Genomic DNA, 15,090 nt, shown 5'->3' with positions numbered 1-15,090 from the left:
GGCCATGACGGCAGGGTTCAGGGTGCGTCGGCGGCGAGGCGCGGGCTCGTCCCGGCGGCGCTCTCGTCCTTCAGCGCGACGCCGGAGAGCCCGCGCGAGAATGCAGCCTCGACCAGCCAGGCAGCGCGCGCTGCGGCTTCGGCGGGCGCCAGACCTGCGCCATGGATGTTCGAGACGCAGTTGCGTTCGCCGTCGTTGCGGCCCGGACGCGGCGCGTAGGTGACATAGAGCCCCAGGCTGTCCGGGCAGGACAGGCCGGGTCGTTCGCCGATCAGCAGCAGCGTCAGCCTTGCGCCTACGAGCAGGCCGATCTCGTCGCCGATTGCCACGCGGCCTTGCGAGGCGATGACGGCCGGCGACAGCGACCAGCCGCGGCGCTCCGCGATCGGCAGGAAGGCCGCGACGAAGCGGGCGGCATGGGCCTGCACGGCCCGCGCCGACAAGCCGTCGGCAATGACGAGCGCGATGTCGCAACCGGCGACTCCGCTAGACGCGATCGCGGCGTGGCTTTCCGAAGCGAGGCTGCGGCCAAGATCGGGTCGCAGCAGATAGGAGGCGCGCCCGGCTGCCCGGCTCGCGACCTGAAGGGAGGTGAGTCCGAGAGATGCGAGCTCGACTGTGAGCGCGGCCGCGTTGAGTTCGGCGTGGACGGCGTCGCGGGCCTGCGCATGGGCGAGGGCGAAGCGCAGGGTTTCGTGCGTGCCGAGGCCCGAACCAGCGCGTCCGATGCCGATGCGCGCCGGCGTCAGCGCCGAGAGCTTCCGCCACGGGTCGGGCGCGCTCATGCCACCATCTCCGCCAGAGACGTCACAAGGCGTGGCGCGCCGGCCTGAGCCAGGAGCCGGCCATCGGTGCCCGTCAGGCCCTGCTCCTGCAGCCAGCGCTCGAATTCGGGCGCGCGCTTCAGGCCGAGCAGATCGCGGATGTAGAGCTGGTCGTGGAATGAAGTCGACTGATAGTTCAGCATCACGTCGTCGGCGCCCGGCACGCCCATGACATAGGTGACCCCGGCCGCTGCGAGCAGCGTCAGCAGGGCGTCCATGTCGTCCTGATCGGCTTCCGCATGGTTGGTGTAGCAGACGTCGCAGCCCAGCGGCAGGCCCATCAGCTTGCCGCAGAAATGGTCTTCCAGCCCGGCGCGGGTGATCTGCTTGCCGTCATAGAGATATTCCGGCCCGATGAACCCGACGACCGTATTGACCAGCAGGGGATCGAAGGCGCGGCAGACCGCATAGGCGCGTGCCTCCAGCGTCTGCTGGTCGACGCCGTGATGGGCCTCCGCCGAGAGCGCCGAGCCCTGACCCGTCTCGAAATACATCAGGTTCTGCCCGAGCGTGCCGCGCTTCAGCGAAAGCCCGGCCTCGTAAGCCTCGCGCAGCACGGAAAGATCGATGCCGAAGGAGCGATTGGCCGCTTCGGTGCCGGCGACGGACTGGAAGACGAGATCGACCGGCGCGCCGCGCCCGATCAGTTCGATCGAGGAGGTGACATGGGTCAGCACGCAGCCTTGCGTCGGGATGGCATAGCGCTGGATGACCTCGTCGAGCAGCTTGAGCAGGTCTGAAAGTACGCCGAGATTGTCGGAGACCGGGTTGATGCCGATCACGGCATCGCCGCAGCCATAGGACAGCCCGTCGATGATCGAGGCGGCGATGCCGCGCGGATCGTCGGCCGGGTGGTTCGGCTGCAGGCGCACCGCCATGGTGCCGGGCAGGCCGATCGTGTTGCGGAAGCGCGTCACCACCCGGCATTTCCGCGCCACGGCGATCAGATCCTGCAGGCGCATGATCTTCGAGACGGCAGCTGCCATTTCAGGTGTGATGCCTCCGGCAAGCCGGGCCAGCGCCTCGCTCGACGCATCATCCGACAGCAGCCAGTCGCGGAAGCCGCCGACTGTCAGGCTTGCGACAGGAGCAAAGGCTGCCGCGTCATGCGTATCGAGGATCAGGCGGGTGACCTCGTCGACCTCGTAGGGGATCAGCGCTTCGTGGAGGAAGGTCGTGAGCGGCAAATCGGCCAGCGTCATCCGAGCCGCGACGGCCTCTTCGGCCGAGGCTGCTGCCAGCCCGGCGAGCTGATCGCCCGAGCGCAACGGCGTGGCCTTGGCCATGAGGTCGCGCAAATCTTCGAAGACATAGCTCCGCGAGCCGATGACATGGCGGTAGGCCACGGACCCCATCCTTTCCGCTGTCGCCGGCCCAAGCGGGCCGATCGTCGTCGCCGTGATTTCGAGCACAAATCGTGCCGTGCGGCAAAGGCCTGCCGCGTCTCTGTGCGGCAGCGGTGGAGCTCCAGTTCCCGTTAAGCGCGGGATGCTTTTCGAATCTCATATTTCGTGATCGTACATTGCCTGTTTCCAAGAAGATTACAGTATTCATTTCTTTAGAATAATTAAAAATTACAGATTTTCTTTGTCTCTGGGCGGAATACTGTGTTAGCGCGAGACGATTTTCTCGATATGGACGGCCATCATGTTCGCTCTGTCCCGGCTGACGCGCCTTTTTCCTGCTGCCGCATTGGCTCTGGCTGTCTTCTCCGCTGCCCCTGCCCGCGCCGAGACAATCGAGGTCACCGATCTCGCCGGGCGCGTCGTCAACGTCACGCGCGATCCCGCGAAGATCGTGCTGAGCGAGGGCCGCCAGCTCTACACGCTCGCGATGCTGGACCGCGACGACCCGTTCAAGCGCGTGGTCGGCTGGGGCAACGACCTGATCGCCAACGATCCGGGTGCCTGGCAGAAATATCTGGCGAAGTTCCCGAAGGCCAAGGACGTCGCCGATATGGGCAATCCCTATGCCGCCGATGTCAGCATGGAGAAGATCGCCTCGCTCGGCACCGAGGTCTACATCCTCGACCTCTCCAACTACTTCAAGGCGCAGGAGACGGGTCTGCTCGGCAAGCTCGAAAAGGCCGGCATCGCCACGATCTTCGTCGATTTCCGCCAGGATCCGACCCAGAACGTCCTGCCGAGCGTGCAGCTCCTCGGCCGCGTCCTCGGCCGGGAGAAGGAGGCAGCCGCCTTCGCCGATTATTATCTGCGCCAGACCCGCCGCATTTATGCGCGTGTCGGCTCGATTCCCGACAAGAAGAAGCCGATGGTCTTCGTCGAGCGCGCGGCTGGCCTCCTGCCCTGCTGCGCCACCTTCGGCCCCTTCAATTTCGGCCGCTTCATCGAGGAGGCCGGTGGACGCAACTGGGGTAGCCAGTATTTCTCCGCCTTCCAGGCCGAGGCCGCGCCGGAGAAGGTCCTCTCCGACAACCCGGATGCCTATTTCCTGACCGGCGCCAACTGGTACGGCAGCAACCCCGGCAGCAGCGCCGTCAGCCTCGGCTATGATGCGACGCCCGAGAAGGTGCAGAAGGAAATGTCGGCGCTGATGCAGCGGCCCGGCTTCCAGCAGATCAAGGCGGTCCAGGCCAAGAAGGTGATGGCCTTCTACCATCAGTTCTACGACGCGCCCTATTACTTCGTGGCCGAGCTTGCCATGGCCAAGGAGCTTTATCCGGACCTGTTCAAGGACGTCGAGCCTGAGGCCGTCTTCAAGGAATTCCACGAGAAGTTCCTGCCGATCTCCTATTCCGGTGTGTTCTGGGCGAAGCTCCAGTGATTGCGGCCTGAGGCGATGACGGCTGTTCTGCCCGTGACGGCGATCGCGACCGCCGACTATCGCAAGCGCAATGCGAAGCGCCTGAAGCTCGTTCTGCTCGGCGTGCTGGCGTTGCTCTTCGCGGTGGCGCTCGATGTCTCCATCGGGCCGGGCAATCTGCCGCTCGGCGACGTGCTGCGCACGCTCGTCGAGCCGCAGGCGGCTTCCCCGCGCCTGTCCGTCATCGTTTGGGACCTGCGCCTGCCGATCGCGCTGATGGCGCTCGCCGTCGGCGCCATGCTCGGCCTGAGCGGCGCCGGCATGCAGACCATCCTCGCCAATCCGCTTGCCGATCCGTTCACGCTTGGCGTCTCGGCCGCGGCGACGGTTGGCGCTTCGGTGGCGATCGTCTTCGGCTGGAGCGTCGTGCCTGGCGCCGGGCCCTTCATCGTGACGGCGAACGCCTTCGTCTTCGCGCTTACTGCCTCGCTCGTGCTGTTCTTCATGACCAAGCTGCGCGGCGTCAGTGCCGAGACGATGATCCTCGTCGGCATCGCGCTGCTCTTCACCTGCAACGCCCTGACGGCGCTGCTGCAGTATCGCTCGAACGAGGTCCAGCTCACCCAGATCGTATTCTGGACGCTGGGCAGCCTCGCCCGTGCCACTTGGGGCAAGGTCGGCGTTGCCGCGGTGCTGATCGCGCTCGCACTGCCCTTCTTCCTGATGCGTGGCTGGGCGCTGACGGCGCTTCGGCTCGGCGACGAGCGGGCTGAGAGCCTCGGCGTCCGCGTCGACCGCCTGCGGCTGGAGATCCTGATTGCGACCTCGCTGCTGGCAGCGGTGTCGGTCTCCTTCGTCGGCGGCATCGGCTTCATCGGCCTCGTCGGGCCGCATATCGCGCGGCTCCTGGTCGGCGAGGACCAGCGTTTCTTCCTGCCGGTCGCGACGATCGCGAGCGCGGTGCTGCTCTCGCTCGCCTCCAGCGTCTCGAAGGCGATCACGCCCGGCGTGATCTATCCGATCGGCATCATCACGGCGCTGATCGGCGTGCCCTTCTTCTTCAGCTTGGTCATGTCGATCCGCAACAGGGGAGCCTGAGCCGTGGCGTTGCTCATCCGCGATCTCGATTTCCGCTATGGCTCGATGCCCGTGCTGCAAGGGCTCGGCACTGGCGAGTTGCCGCGCGGCGAGCTGACGGCCCTCGTCGGTCCGAACGGCTCGGGCAAGTCGACTCTATTCCGCTGCGCGGCCGGCCTGCTTGCCCCGCAGGCCGGCATGGTGAAGCTCGATGATCGCGACCTGGCGATGCTCCCGGCGCGGGAACGAGCGCGCAAGGTCTTCTATCTGGCACAGAACACCGAGGCGCGCGTCGCGCTCTCGGTCTTCGACATCATTCTGCTCGCCCGCAAGAGCTTGCATCGGGGCTTTGCGCTCGCGGCCTCCTCCGAGGATATGCGCGCCGTCGAGGGGGTGATCGCGGAGCTGGGCCTCGCTGCCTTCGCCTCGCGCGACATCGCCACGCTCTCCGGGGGCCAACGCCAGCTTGCAGCGATCGGCCAGGCGCTGGTGCGTGAGCCCGACGTGCTGCTGCTCGATGAGCCGACGAGCGCGCTCGACGTCCGCCGTCAGCTCGACGTCATGGCGACGATTCGCGAGGCGACCCGCAGGCGCGGCATCGTCACTGTCGTGGCCATCCACGACCTGTCGCTCGCCGCACGCTTTGCCGACCGTGTTCTGGTCATGAATGGCGGGCGCATCGCCCAGGCCGGCGCACCGGTCGAGGTGCTTGCGCATCCGGCGGTTTCCGAGACATATGCCGTGGGTGTGCATCTGGAGCATTCGGCCCGCGGCACGCTTCTGGTCGAGCCCTATATCCAGGTCCATTGAGTCATGTCCGCGCCCGCCTCGCACGACAATTTCACCCTCAAGGAAGAGATCCGAGCCTACTGGTCGGCGCGGGCCGAGAGCTTCGATCTCTCCTTCGGCCACGCGATCAAGTCCGACCGGGAGCTGCAGGCGTTCCAGCGCCTGATCCGCGATTCCTTCGGCCCGGCACCGCTCGACGTGCTCGACCTCGCCTGCGGGACGGGCGAAATCACCCGCGCGCTGCTCTCGCTGAACCACCGCGTCACAGCGCTCGATTTCTCCGAGGCGATGCTGGAGCGCGCCCGCGCCAAGCACGGCAAGGCGGCGCGCTTCCGGCTCGGCGATGCCGAGCATCTGCTCGACGATGATGCAAGCTACGACGCGGCGATCACCCGCCATCTCGTCTGGACACTGACCGATCCGGAAGCGGCTCTCAGTGAATGGTTCCGCGTGCTGCGCCCCGGCGGCCGCCTGCTCGTCATCGACGGCGACTGGGTCAATCGCAGCCGCTGGCAGGCTTTGGTCAATCGCTTCGGCAACTGGCTGCGCGACAGGCGCGGCGCGCCTGTCCATCAGATCGACGCGGACACCCATGCCTCGATCACCAAGCGTTTCTACTTCAAGGACGGCCTCAGCCGGCAGCACCTCGAAGACATGCTGAAAACGGCGGGCTTCGTCGACATCGTCCCGGCCGACTATATCCAGGTCGTTCGCGAGCAGCAGCGAGCCGCCCCGCTGCACGATGCGATCCGGCTGGCTTCCTCGACCCGTTTCGCCCTGCTCGCCCGGAAGCCCTCGGCATGACCGCCAAGCCCGACTGGGATGCCGCGCAGTATCTGCGCTTCGAGGACGAGCGCACACGCCCGTCGATCGACCTCCTCGCCCGCGTCCCGCTCGCTGATCCCAAGCGCTGCATCGATCTCGGCTGCGGCCCCGGCAACAGCACCGAACTGGTCGCGCAGCGGTTTCCAAATGCCGTGACCGAGGGGCTCGATTCCTCGCCGGACATGCTGGAAAAGGCAGGCAAGCGCCTGCCGGATCTCTCCTTCGTCCTGGGGGATGTCGCGAATTGGTCCGATGCCGCCGGTTACGACCTGATCTTCGCCAACGCCGTGCTGCAATGGCTGCCCGACCATGAAGGCCTGTTTCCGCGGCTGGCGCGCTCGCTCAAGCCGGGCGGCTGCTTCGCCGTGCAGATGCCGAACAATCTCTCCGAGCCCTCGCATGTCGCGATGCGCGAGGTCGCCGCGGAAGGTCCCTGGGCGGAGCGGCTTGCCACCGCCAAGGCGAAGCGGTCCGCGATCGGTTCTTTCGGTGATTATCGCCGCTGGCTGATGGCTGCCGGCTGCCGGGTCGACATTTGGCAGACGACCTACGTCCACGCCCTTGCCGGCGTCGAGGCCATCGCCGAATGGTTCAAGAGCACGGGGCTCAAGCCCTATCTCGACCGGCTGACGGCCGAGGAGCAGGCGACGTTTATCGCGCGCTATCTCGAGCGCATCGCGCCGGCCTATCCGGTCGAGAACGACGGCAAGGTGCTGCTGCGCTTCCCACGCCTGTTCGTCGTCGCCGTCCGCGAAGGCTGAAGCGCCGCGGGGCGAAATCGCCGCCTAGAGATAGGGCGGCGTGCAGGCGCTGACGACGATGCAGCGCTCCGTGCCGATGTTACGGAAGCGATGCGGAACGCGGCTGTCGAAGAGATAGGCGTCGCCCGGTGCCAGCACCTTGATCTGGTCGCCGACGGTGACCTCGAGCTCGCCCGACAGCACCACCCCGCCTTCATGCGAATCGTGCTTCAGCATGGCGATTCCGGTATCGGCGCCGGGCTCGTAGGATTCGTGCAGGATCTGCAGGTTGTGCGCCTGCGCATCCCCGACCTGGCGGAAGGACATCTGCCCCCGGCTTTCGCCGCCATTGACCTGGTGCAGACGCGAGGTGAGGTCGAGCAGGTCCGGCGCCTCGAAGAAGACCTTGTCCTTCGGGGTTCGCGCCTCGTCAAAAAAATTCACCATGCTCATCGGGATGCCGTCGAGGATCTTGCGCAGCGAGGCGACCGACGGGCTGTTCCGGTTCTGCTCGATCAGCGAGATCAGGCTATGCGTCACGCCTGAGCGGGCGGCGAGCTCGCGCTGGGAAAGCCCGGCCGCAAGCCGGATTTCCTTCAGCCTTCCGCCGACATCAAAGCTCATCTCTGCCCTGCCTCCCAATTTCGCGCGCCTTGTCTTTTCTGCGCGTCATGCAGGGCGCGCCTGCTCGACGGCCCTTGCCATGCTCAATATTCTGAGCAATGCTGCCAGAAAGCCAATAAGAAAATAGTGTCATGGGGAACCGGCGGAGTGGAATAGTTTTCGCGATCAGAACGTACCGTCCAGACTAAAATCCCAATCCTGTCCGATAGGGCTGCGTGGAAGCGATGTCTCGCTTTCGCGCGACGGTCGATGCTTGCCGAATACTATCCTTTTGCCAATGCCTGCGGCGAGAATTCAACAGAGAAAACAGGGTAAGCAGGGGCGATGACGCAAGCCGAAACCGTTTTGTTGAATGGCCGTATCTTCTGCGGCTTGGCGGAAGGCTTCGCGGAGGCCCTGGCGATCGCTGGCGGCAAAGTGCTGGCGGCCGGGCCGGCGGCGGAGATCGCCGCGCTGCAGGGGCCGGGCACGAAGGTCGTCGATCTCGTTGGCCGTGTCGCCATTCCCGGTCTCAACGATGCGCATATGCATCTGCTGCCGCTAGGCCTCGCCATGAGCGAAGTCAATCTGCGCCCGGAGGAGGGCGTCAACAGCATCGACGAGATTCTGCGCCGCGTTGCCGCCGCCGCCAGGGGCAAGAAGCCCGGCGAGTGGGTGATCGGCCGTGGTTATGACCACAATGAGCTCGCTGAAGGACGTCATCCGACGGCCGAGGAGCTGGATCGCGTCGCGCCGGACAATCCCGTCTATATCAAGCGCACCTGTGGCCATGTCGGCGTCGTCAACAGCCGGGCCATGGCCGCGGCCGGCATCGGCCACAACACGCCGAGTCCGGCCGGCGGCCTGATCGAGCGGCGCGACAACAAGCTGACCGGCCTGTTGGCGGAGAGCGCCATGCGGCTGATCGTCGAGGCGATGCCGCAGCCGAGCGTCGTCGAGCTGAAGGCGGCGATCGAGAAAGCCGGGCACTACATGCTGTCGCAGGGCTTCACCAGCGTGATGGATGCCGGCGTCGGCATGCTCGCCGGGATGGCTGAGATCGAGGCCTATGAGGAGGTGGCGCGCGCCGGCACGCTGCCGGTCCGGACCTGGGTCTGCATCTACGGCAATGCCGACGGCATCGGCGACGAGGCGCATGCCGCCGGCTATCGCTTCGGCCGCGAGACCGGCCTGCTGCGCTATGGCGCGATGAAGGTGTTCGGAGACGGCAGCGCCGGCGGCCTGACGGCGGCGATGAGCGAGCCCTATCTGGTCGGAGACCCCGATAACCGCGGCATCTTCATCTATTCCGACGCCGAGATGCATGGCTATCTCGCGCATTATCACAAGCTCGGCTACCAGCTCGCCATCCACGCCATCGGCGATGCTGCGATCGAGCAGGTGCTTTCCGGCATCGAGAAGGCCGACAGCGCCGAGCGCCCGATCCGCGGGCGCCGTCACCGCATCGAGCATTGCGGCTTCCTGACCGACGGTCAGCTCGCGCGCATGGCGGCTGCCGGGATCGACCCGGTGCCGCAGCCGGCCTTCATCTACGAATTCGGCGATCTCTACGTGATCAATCTCGGCCAGGACCGCGCCGACGCGTCCTACCCGATGCGCAAATGGCTCGACGCGGGGCTCCATGCCGCGGCGAGCTCGGATGCGCCGGTCTGTGCCACCGATCCGTTCAAGAACCTCTTCACCATGGTCACCCGCCAGACCAAGCGCCACACCGTAATCGGCGGCGCCGAGCGATTGAGCATGGAAGAGGCGGTCCACGCCTATACGCTGCTCGGCGCCTACACCCAGTTCGCCGAGGACAAGCTCGGCCGTCTCGTGCCGGGCCAGCTCGCCGATATCGCCGTGCTCTCGCACGACATCTTCGCGGTTCCGGTCGAGGCGGTCGAGAACGAGGTGCGCTGCGACCTGACCCTGCTCGGCGGCGAAATCGTCTTCGACCGGCACGGCCAGCTCGCGGCCGCTGCGCAATAGGCCGGGAACCTCTTCATGTTGCGACATACGCTGCAAAGGCTGCTGCTGGTCCTGCCGGTCCTGCTCGGCGTGCTGCTGATCGGCTTCCTGCTGATGCAGGTGGTGCCGACCGATCCGGCGCAGGTCCGCGCCGGCCCGACCGCGACCCAGGACGTCGTCCAGGCCATCCGCCAGGAGCTGGGGCTGGACCAGCCGCTGTGGAAGCAGTTCGGGATCTATATCGGGCGCTTGGCGCAGGGCGATCTCGGCGTCTCGATCATCAACAACGTCCCGGTCGTGCAGGAGCTCGGCAACACCATCGGCCCGACGTTGGAGCTGATGCTCGCCTCGCTGATCTGGGCGATCCCGCTCGGCATGCTGCTCGGCACGCTCGGCGCCTATTTTCGCGGCTCGCTCATTGACCGCGCGATCATGGCGGTCTCGGTCGCCGGCGTTTCGCTGCCGGTCTTCTTCCTCGGCCTCGGGCTGATCTGGCTCTTCGGCTTCAAATACCCGATCCTGCCCTTTACCGGCCGCACCGGTCCGCTTTGGACCTGGGAGGGCATTCAGGGCGTCATCCTGCCGGCGCTCACGCTGGGTGGCGTCTTCGTCGGTCCGGTCGCCCGCATGACCCGGACCTCGGTGCTCGACGAGCTCGGCGCGGACCATGTCCGCACGGCCCGCGCCAAGGGGCTGGCTGAGGGCGTCGTGGTGATCAGGCACACGCTGCGCAACGCCCTCGTGCCGGTCGTCACGCTGATCGGCCTGCAGATCGGCTTCCTGCTCGGCGGCGCGGTGGTGACCGAGACCGTGTTCAGCTGGCCGGGCATTGGCCGGCTCGCCGTCGGCGCCATCCTGTCGAGCGACCTACCGATGGCGCAGGGCACGATCATCGTGCTGTCGCTCGGCTTCATCCTGGTCAATCTCGCGGTGGACGTCCTCTACGCCGTGCTCGACCCACGCGTGAGGGGCGCCTGATGAGTACCGCCGCCAATCCGTTCCAGCCCGGCACCGCCGCGGTGGAAGCCGCCGTGAGCGTGGCCGCTGCCGCCCCCGTCCGCCGGAAGACGGTGCTCAGGATGCTCCTGTCCGATGTCGGCGCCTGCATTGCGCTCGCCCTGGTCGTTCTCGCCGTCCTCGGGGCGGTGTTCGCGCCCTGGCTCGCTCCGACCGACCCCTACGGCAACGATCTCGCCAACACTCTGAAGGCACCGGGCGAGGCTGGGCTGCTCGGTACCGACGGCCAAGGTCGCGACATGATCACCCGCCTGCTCTTCGGCCTCCGGACGACGCTGCTGATGGGCAGCGCCTCGGTCATCTTCGGTTGCCTGATCGGTGGCATTATCGGCTTCGCGGCGGCCTATTACCCGAAGCTCTCGGGCATTCTGATGCGGTTCATGGATGTGCTGCTTTCCTTCCCGGCCATCCTGTTCGGCCTTGCCATCGCGGCGATCTTCGGTCCCGGGCTGACGGCGGTCATCATCGCGCTCTCGATCGCGACCGTGCCGCTGATGGCGCGCGTCGTGCGCGGTTCGGCGCTGGTGGTGCTGCAGCAGGGCTATATCGAGGCGGCCCGCTCGCTCGGCCTGACCGATCTGCGCATCATCCTGCGCTACGTCCTGCCGAACTGCCTCTCGGCGATGTTCGTCTTCATCACCTTGCGCTTCGGCCAGGTTATCCTGCTCGGCGCGGCGCTCTCCTTCCTCGGCCTCGGCGCCCAGCCGCCGACCGCCGAGCTCGGCGCCATGGCCGCCGACGGCCGCAACTTCCTGTTCTTCGCGCCGCATGTCTCGGTTTTGCCGAGCCTCGTGATCTTCGCGGTGGTGCTCGCCTTCAACGTCCTCGGCGATGCGCTGCGCGACGCACTCGATCCCAAGCTGCGGAAGTAGCAGCCGATACCAGCCAATAAACGTCAAAAGGGGACCAGCTCGATGACCAAACTCTCCACCCTGCTTCTGGCGGGCGCTGCTGCCGCAACCTTCGCCGCGGTGCCGGCCGTCGCGCAGCAGAAGGCGCCGCTCTCGATCCTGCGCGTGATCGACGCCGACAATTACGACCCGATCCGCACCACCGCCACGGCCGCCGCTGAGGTGCTCTACATGCTGGCGGATACGCTGGTGACGGTCGATTTCGACATGAAGACGATCAAGCCCGGCCTCGCCGAGAGCTGGACCGTCTCGCCGGACGGCATGACCTACACCTTCAAGCTGCGCAACGACGTCAAGTTCTGCGACGGCCGGCCGATGACGATCGACGATGTCGTCTATTCGCTGAAGCGCTGGACCGACCCGGCCAACAAATCGCCGGTCTCGTTCCGTGCCGGCCCGGTCAAGGACATCCGCGCCGCCGGCGATTCCACGCTGATCTACGAGCTCAAGGAGCCCTACAGCGACCTGCTGTTCCAGATGGCGCTGTCCTTCGCCTCGGTCGTCGATAAGAACACGGTCGAGAAGCTCGGCCAGAATTTCGGCGTGCAGGGCTTCAACGGCACCGGCCCCTATTGCTGGTCGAAATGGACGCCGCGCCAGGAACTCGTCCTCAAGAAGAACCCGCACTACAGCTGGGGCTCGCCGATCTACAAGGATCCGAAGCCGCAGATCGACGAGATCGTCTGGAAGGTCATCCCCGAGTCGAACACACTGATGGCCGCGATCCAGGCCAAGCAGGCCGACGTGACCTACTACATGCCCTATATCGCGCTCGACACGATGCAGCGCATCCCGGGCATGACGGTGCAGCGCCAGGAAAACTACATTTACGACATCTTCATGGGCTTCAAGGTCGACAAGCCCGTCTCGAAGGATGCGGCGATCCGCGAAGCAGTCAACATGGCCACCGACAAGCAGGCCATCGCCAAGGCGATCTTCTTCGGCAAGGGCACCGCGCTGCCTTCGCTGCTCAACCCGGCCGTGCTCGACTACGACAAGGACTCGGCCGGCAAGATGCCGAAGCACAACCCTGCCGGCGCCATCAAGCTGCTGGAAGAGGCCGGCTGGAAACCGGGCGCCGACGGCATCCGCGAGAAGGACGGCCAGAAGGCGACCTTCACCGTCTACGGCATTCGCAACGACGTGAATCCGCGCATCTCCGAGGCGATGCAGGCTGACCTGCGCAAGGTCGGCATCGACCTCAAGATCCAGCTCTGGGACGCGACTGTCGCCTGGGGCAAGCTCGCGACGCAGGAGTTCGACGCCTTCTACATGTCCTACCCCTATGTGACGGCCACCGAGGCGCTGAACCTCTACTTCGCCAGTCGGCAGGTGCCGACGCCGAACCGGATGAACTGGAAGGACCCGAAGACGGACGAGCTGCTCAAATCGGCGGCGACCGCCGTCGATGCCGACAAGCGCAAGCAGGCGATCGGCGCGGTCCAGAACCAGCTGACGGAAGCGAATGTCTGGGTGCCGCTGGCCTCGCAGCCGCTCTGGGTGGTGGCGGGCGACCGTGTCGAGGGCGCGCGTGCCCACGGCATCTACGGTGCCGGCCTCTACAAGGGGCTCGACATCAAGCTGAAGCGCTGAGCTCAGTCAGCGCCGCGTGGCCCGAGCCGCGCGGCGCTTTTTCTATGTCTGACTGCTAGGGAGGAAACGTCATGACGATCACGGTCATCAAGAACGCCGATATCGTTGTCGCCTGGGACGCGGAAGCCTCTCGGCATGTCTATCTGCACGGTGCCGATGTCGCCTTCGAGGATGGCACGCTGCGCTTCGTCGGCGCCCGTTATGAGGGGCAGGCGGATGAGACCGTCGATGGCCGCGGCCGCATGGTGATGCCCGGCCTCGTCAACATCCATTCGCACCCGTCGAGCGAGCCGCTGAACAAGGGCTTCCTCGACGAGCTCGGCTCGCCGGCGCTCTACAACTCCTCGCTCTACGAATTCATGCCGATCCTGCGGCCGGACGCCGAGGCGGTGCCCGCTTGTGTGCAGGTCGCCTATTCCGAGCTCCTGCTCTCCGGCGTCACCACTGTCGCCGATCTCTCGGTCGCCCATCCCGGTTGGCTCGATCTCGCCGCCGATAGCGGCCTGCGCGTCTGCCTCTCACCGATGTTCCGCTCGGCCCGCTGGTACACCAAGAACGGCTATATCGTCGAATATGAGTGGGACGAGAAGGCTGGCGCCGAGGCCATGGCCACGGCGCTCAATGTCATCGAGAAGGCGCAGAAACATCCGTCCGGCCGTTTGTTCGGCATGGTCTGCCCGGCCCAGATCGACACCTGCAGCGAGGGGCTGATCAAGGAGAGCCATGCCGAGGCTGGCCGCCGCGGTCTGCGCTGGCAGATCCACGCGGCCCAGTCGACGGTCGAGTTCCACGAGATCACCCGCCGCCACGGCGTCTCGCCGATCCAGTGGCTGGAGAAGCTCGGTGTGCTCGGCGCGACCAGCATCATCGGCCACGCCATCTTCCTCGACGATTATCCGCGTGTCGCTTGGCACAGCCGACGCGATCTCGATCTGCTCGCCGAGACCGGCACGACCGTTGCCCATTGCCCGACGGTGTTCATGCGTCGCGGCATCGCGCTCGACGATTTCGGCCGCTATCGCCGGGCCGGCATCAGGATCGGGCTGGGCACCGACACCTATCCGCACAACATGCTCGAGGAGATGCGCCATGCCGGCTACGTCGCCCGGCTGATGGCGGAGAGCCCGCGCACGCTCACCACCACCGACCTGTTCGAGGCCGCCACCACGGCCGGCGCCGCCGCGCTCGGCCGCGACGACATCGGGCGGCTGGAGGTCGGCTGCAAGGCCGACCTCGTCATGGTCGACCTCGCCCATCCGATGATGCAGCCGCGCCGCGACCCCGTGCGCAGCCTCGTCTATGCTGCGGCCGAGCGTGCGGTCGACCGCGTCTATGTCGACGGCAAGCTCGTCGTGCGCGACGGCACCGTGCTGACGATGGACTACCCCGCCGCGGCGCAGCGCCTGCACGAGGCCCAGAAGCGGACGGAAGCCGCGGCACCGCAGTATGATTGGGCCAAGCGGCCGGTGACGGACTATTCGCCGCTGACCTTCCCGGTGAAGTAGAGCGGCACAAACGACAGATTTCGGCGCTGCGCCTTTGGAGCGCGCCGACTTCTGACGGAAACACGGCGTCATCCCGGACCAGCTGCGAAGCAGCGCAGATCCGGGATCCATTGTAGAGCTCCGGAGCCCTCCGATGGATCCCGGCTCAAGGCCGGGATGACGCTGCGGTTCTCAGGAAAGCCGTTAGGCTCCAGCGGAGGCATCGCCGCATTGTGAGCCCCTGCGTCACGCCGCCCGCTTCCGGGCGGCGCTGGCTGGCGATAGGGTGGCGGAATGGTGCAGGTGGATCCAACAGCGCAAGCCGAGGCGAGCTCTTCGAGCCGCAACGGGCTTCTGTTGCTTGGCGGCGGCTTCTTCGGCCTGCTGCTGGCCGGCCTGTTGCTGTGGTGGCGCGAAGGAGACCGGCTCTTCACCGACGGACTCATCGCTGCCATCGTCGCTTGCTTCTAGGCATCGGCCCGAAAAGTGGGAA

14 protein-coding genes are annotated in these 15,090 nt (G+C 66.2%); 11 read left to right on the top strand and 3 right to left on the bottom strand.

Going from position 1 to position 15,090, the window contains the following annotated elements; genetic code table 11:
* Positions 1 to 17: 17 nt before the first annotated feature.
* Positions 18 to 785, bottom strand: coding sequence for an ethanolamine ammonia-lyase subunit EutC (eutC, locus tag FQV39_RS18905; RefSeq protein ID WP_149131697.1), 768 nt, complete (start codon positions 783 to 785; stop codon positions 18 to 20).
* Positions 782 to 2,170 carry an ethanolamine ammonia-lyase subunit EutB gene (locus tag FQV39_RS18900; RefSeq protein WP_187639986.1) on the bottom strand — a complete coding sequence of 463 codons (1,389 nt, stop codon included), beginning with the start codon at positions 2,168 to 2,170 and terminating at the stop codon, positions 782 to 784. The genes eutC and FQV39_RS18900 overlap by 4 nt, the downstream gene beginning before the upstream one ends.
* Before the next feature lie 301 nt (positions 2,171 to 2,471).
* Here FQV39_RS18900 and FQV39_RS18895 point away from each other — a divergent pair, with 301 nt between their 5' ends.
* Genes FQV39_RS18895 through tam form a run of 5 tightly spaced genes read left to right on the top strand, consistent with a single transcriptional unit; the run spans position 2,472 to position 7,039 of the window.
* Entirely contained in the window at positions 2,472 to 3,608 is a 1,137-nt protein-coding gene (locus FQV39_RS18895) for an ABC transporter substrate-binding protein (protein WP_149131695.1), read from the top strand.
* A gap of 15 nt (positions 3,609 to 3,623) precedes the next feature.
* On the top strand, positions 3,624 to 4,685 hold the full coding sequence (locus tag FQV39_RS18890) for a FecCD family ABC transporter permease (protein WP_149131694.1): 1,062 nt from the start codon (positions 3,624 to 3,626) through the stop codon (positions 4,683 to 4,685).
* A 3-nt stretch (positions 4,686 to 4,688) separates the two neighbouring features.
* A complete protein-coding gene (locus FQV39_RS18885) occupies positions 4,689 to 5,474 on the top strand; it encodes an ABC transporter ATP-binding protein (RefSeq protein ID WP_210251117.1) in 786 nt (261 codons plus the stop codon).
* Positions 5,475 to 5,477: 3 nt separating this feature from the next.
* On the top strand, positions 5,478 to 6,257 hold the full coding sequence (locus FQV39_RS18880; RefSeq protein ID WP_149131693.1) for a class I SAM-dependent methyltransferase: 780 nt from the start codon (positions 5,478 to 5,480) through the stop codon (positions 6,255 to 6,257).
* Positions 6,254 to 7,039: a trans-aconitate 2-methyltransferase gene (tam, locus tag FQV39_RS18875; protein ID WP_149131692.1), complete on the top strand. Its 786-nt coding sequence runs from the start codon at positions 6,254 to 6,256 to the stop codon at positions 7,037 to 7,039. The genes FQV39_RS18880 and tam overlap by 4 nt, the downstream gene beginning before the upstream one ends.
* 24 nt (positions 7,040 to 7,063) lie before the next feature.
* Here tam and FQV39_RS18870 read toward each other — a convergent pair whose 3' ends face one another.
* Positions 7,064 to 7,642 (bottom strand): cupin domain-containing protein, encoded by a 579-nt coding sequence (locus FQV39_RS18870; RefSeq protein WP_149131691.1) that lies wholly within the window; start codon positions 7,640 to 7,642, stop codon positions 7,064 to 7,066.
* A gap of 324 nt (positions 7,643 to 7,966) precedes the next feature.
* On the opposite strand from FQV39_RS18870, the gene FQV39_RS18865 reads away from it, so the two are divergent.
* The 6 genes from FQV39_RS18865 to FQV39_RS33230 all read left to right on the top strand — a co-directional run bounded on the left by FQV39_RS18865 (position 7,967) and on the right by FQV39_RS33230 (position 15,068).
* Positions 7,967 to 9,613: an amidohydrolase gene (locus FQV39_RS18865; RefSeq protein WP_149131690.1), complete on the top strand. Its 1,647-nt coding sequence runs from the start codon at positions 7,967 to 7,969 to the stop codon at positions 9,611 to 9,613.
* Between the two features lie 15 nt (positions 9,614 to 9,628).
* Positions 9,629 to 10,570, top strand: a complete 942-nt coding sequence (locus FQV39_RS18860; protein WP_149131689.1) for an ABC transporter permease — start codon at positions 9,629 to 9,631, stop codon at positions 10,568 to 10,570.
* Positions 10,570 to 11,481 (top strand): ABC transporter permease, encoded by a 912-nt coding sequence (locus FQV39_RS18855; protein ID WP_149131688.1) that lies wholly within the window; start codon positions 10,570 to 10,572, stop codon positions 11,479 to 11,481. Before FQV39_RS18860 ends, FQV39_RS18855 begins: the two co-directional genes overlap by 1 nt.
* A 42-nt stretch (positions 11,482 to 11,523) precedes the next feature.
* Positions 11,524 to 13,113 (top strand): ABC transporter substrate-binding protein, encoded by a 1,590-nt coding sequence (locus tag FQV39_RS18850; RefSeq protein WP_149131687.1) that lies wholly within the window; start codon positions 11,524 to 11,526, stop codon positions 13,111 to 13,113.
* 71 nt (positions 13,114 to 13,184) lie between these two features.
* Positions 13,185 to 14,618, top strand: coding sequence for an amidohydrolase family protein (locus FQV39_RS18845; protein ID WP_149131686.1), 1,434 nt, complete (start codon positions 13,185 to 13,187; stop codon positions 14,616 to 14,618).
* A 282-nt stretch (positions 14,619 to 14,900) separates the two neighbouring features.
* Positions 14,901 to 15,068, top strand: coding sequence for a hypothetical protein (locus tag FQV39_RS33230; protein ID WP_187639985.1), 168 nt, complete (start codon positions 14,901 to 14,903; stop codon positions 15,066 to 15,068).
* Positions 15,069 to 15,090 lie beyond the last annotated feature (22 nt).

Source organism: Bosea sp. F3-2 (assembly GCF_008253865.1).
Classification (GTDB): Bacteria; Pseudomonadota; Alphaproteobacteria; order Rhizobiales; family Beijerinckiaceae; genus Allobosea.
The sequence above is the reverse complement of the archived record's forward strand: the minus strand, read 5'-3'. Positions and strand labels throughout refer to the sequence as shown.

Bases quoted from the DNA above. Each gene is read 5' to 3' on its own strand.
- eutC (WP_149131697.1), bottom strand. From the start codon at position 785: ATGAGCGCGCCCGACCCGTGGCGGAAGCTCTCGGCGCTGACGCCGGCG.
- FQV39_RS18895 (WP_149131695.1), top strand. From the start codon at position 2,472: ATGTTCGCTCTGTCCCGGCTGACGCGCCTTTTTCCTGCTGCCGCATTG.
- FQV39_RS18890 (WP_149131694.1), top strand. From the start codon at position 3,624: ATGACGGCTGTTCTGCCCGTGACGGCGATCGCGACCGCCGACTATCGC.
- FQV39_RS18880 (WP_149131693.1), top strand. From the start codon at position 5,478: ATGTCCGCGCCCGCCTCGCACGACAATTTCACCCTCAAGGAAGAGATC.
- tam (WP_149131692.1), top strand. From the start codon at position 6,254: ATGACCGCCAAGCCCGACTGGGATGCCGCGCAGTATCTGCGCTTCGAG.
- FQV39_RS18870 (WP_149131691.1), bottom strand. From the start codon at position 7,642: ATGAGCTTTGATGTCGGCGGAAGGCTGAAGGAAATCCGGCTTGCGGCC.
- FQV39_RS18865 (WP_149131690.1), top strand. From the start codon at position 7,967: ATGACGCAAGCCGAAACCGTTTTGTTGAATGGCCGTATCTTCTGCGGC.
- FQV39_RS18860 (WP_149131689.1), top strand. From the start codon at position 9,629: ATGTTGCGACATACGCTGCAAAGGCTGCTGCTGGTCCTGCCGGTCCTG.
- FQV39_RS18855 (WP_149131688.1), top strand. From the start codon at position 10,570: ATGAGTACCGCCGCCAATCCGTTCCAGCCCGGCACCGCCGCGGTGGAA.
- FQV39_RS18850 (WP_149131687.1), top strand. From the start codon at position 11,524: ATGACCAAACTCTCCACCCTGCTTCTGGCGGGCGCTGCTGCCGCAACC.
- FQV39_RS18845 (WP_149131686.1), top strand. From the start codon at position 13,185: ATGACGATCACGGTCATCAAGAACGCCGATATCGTTGTCGCCTGGGAC.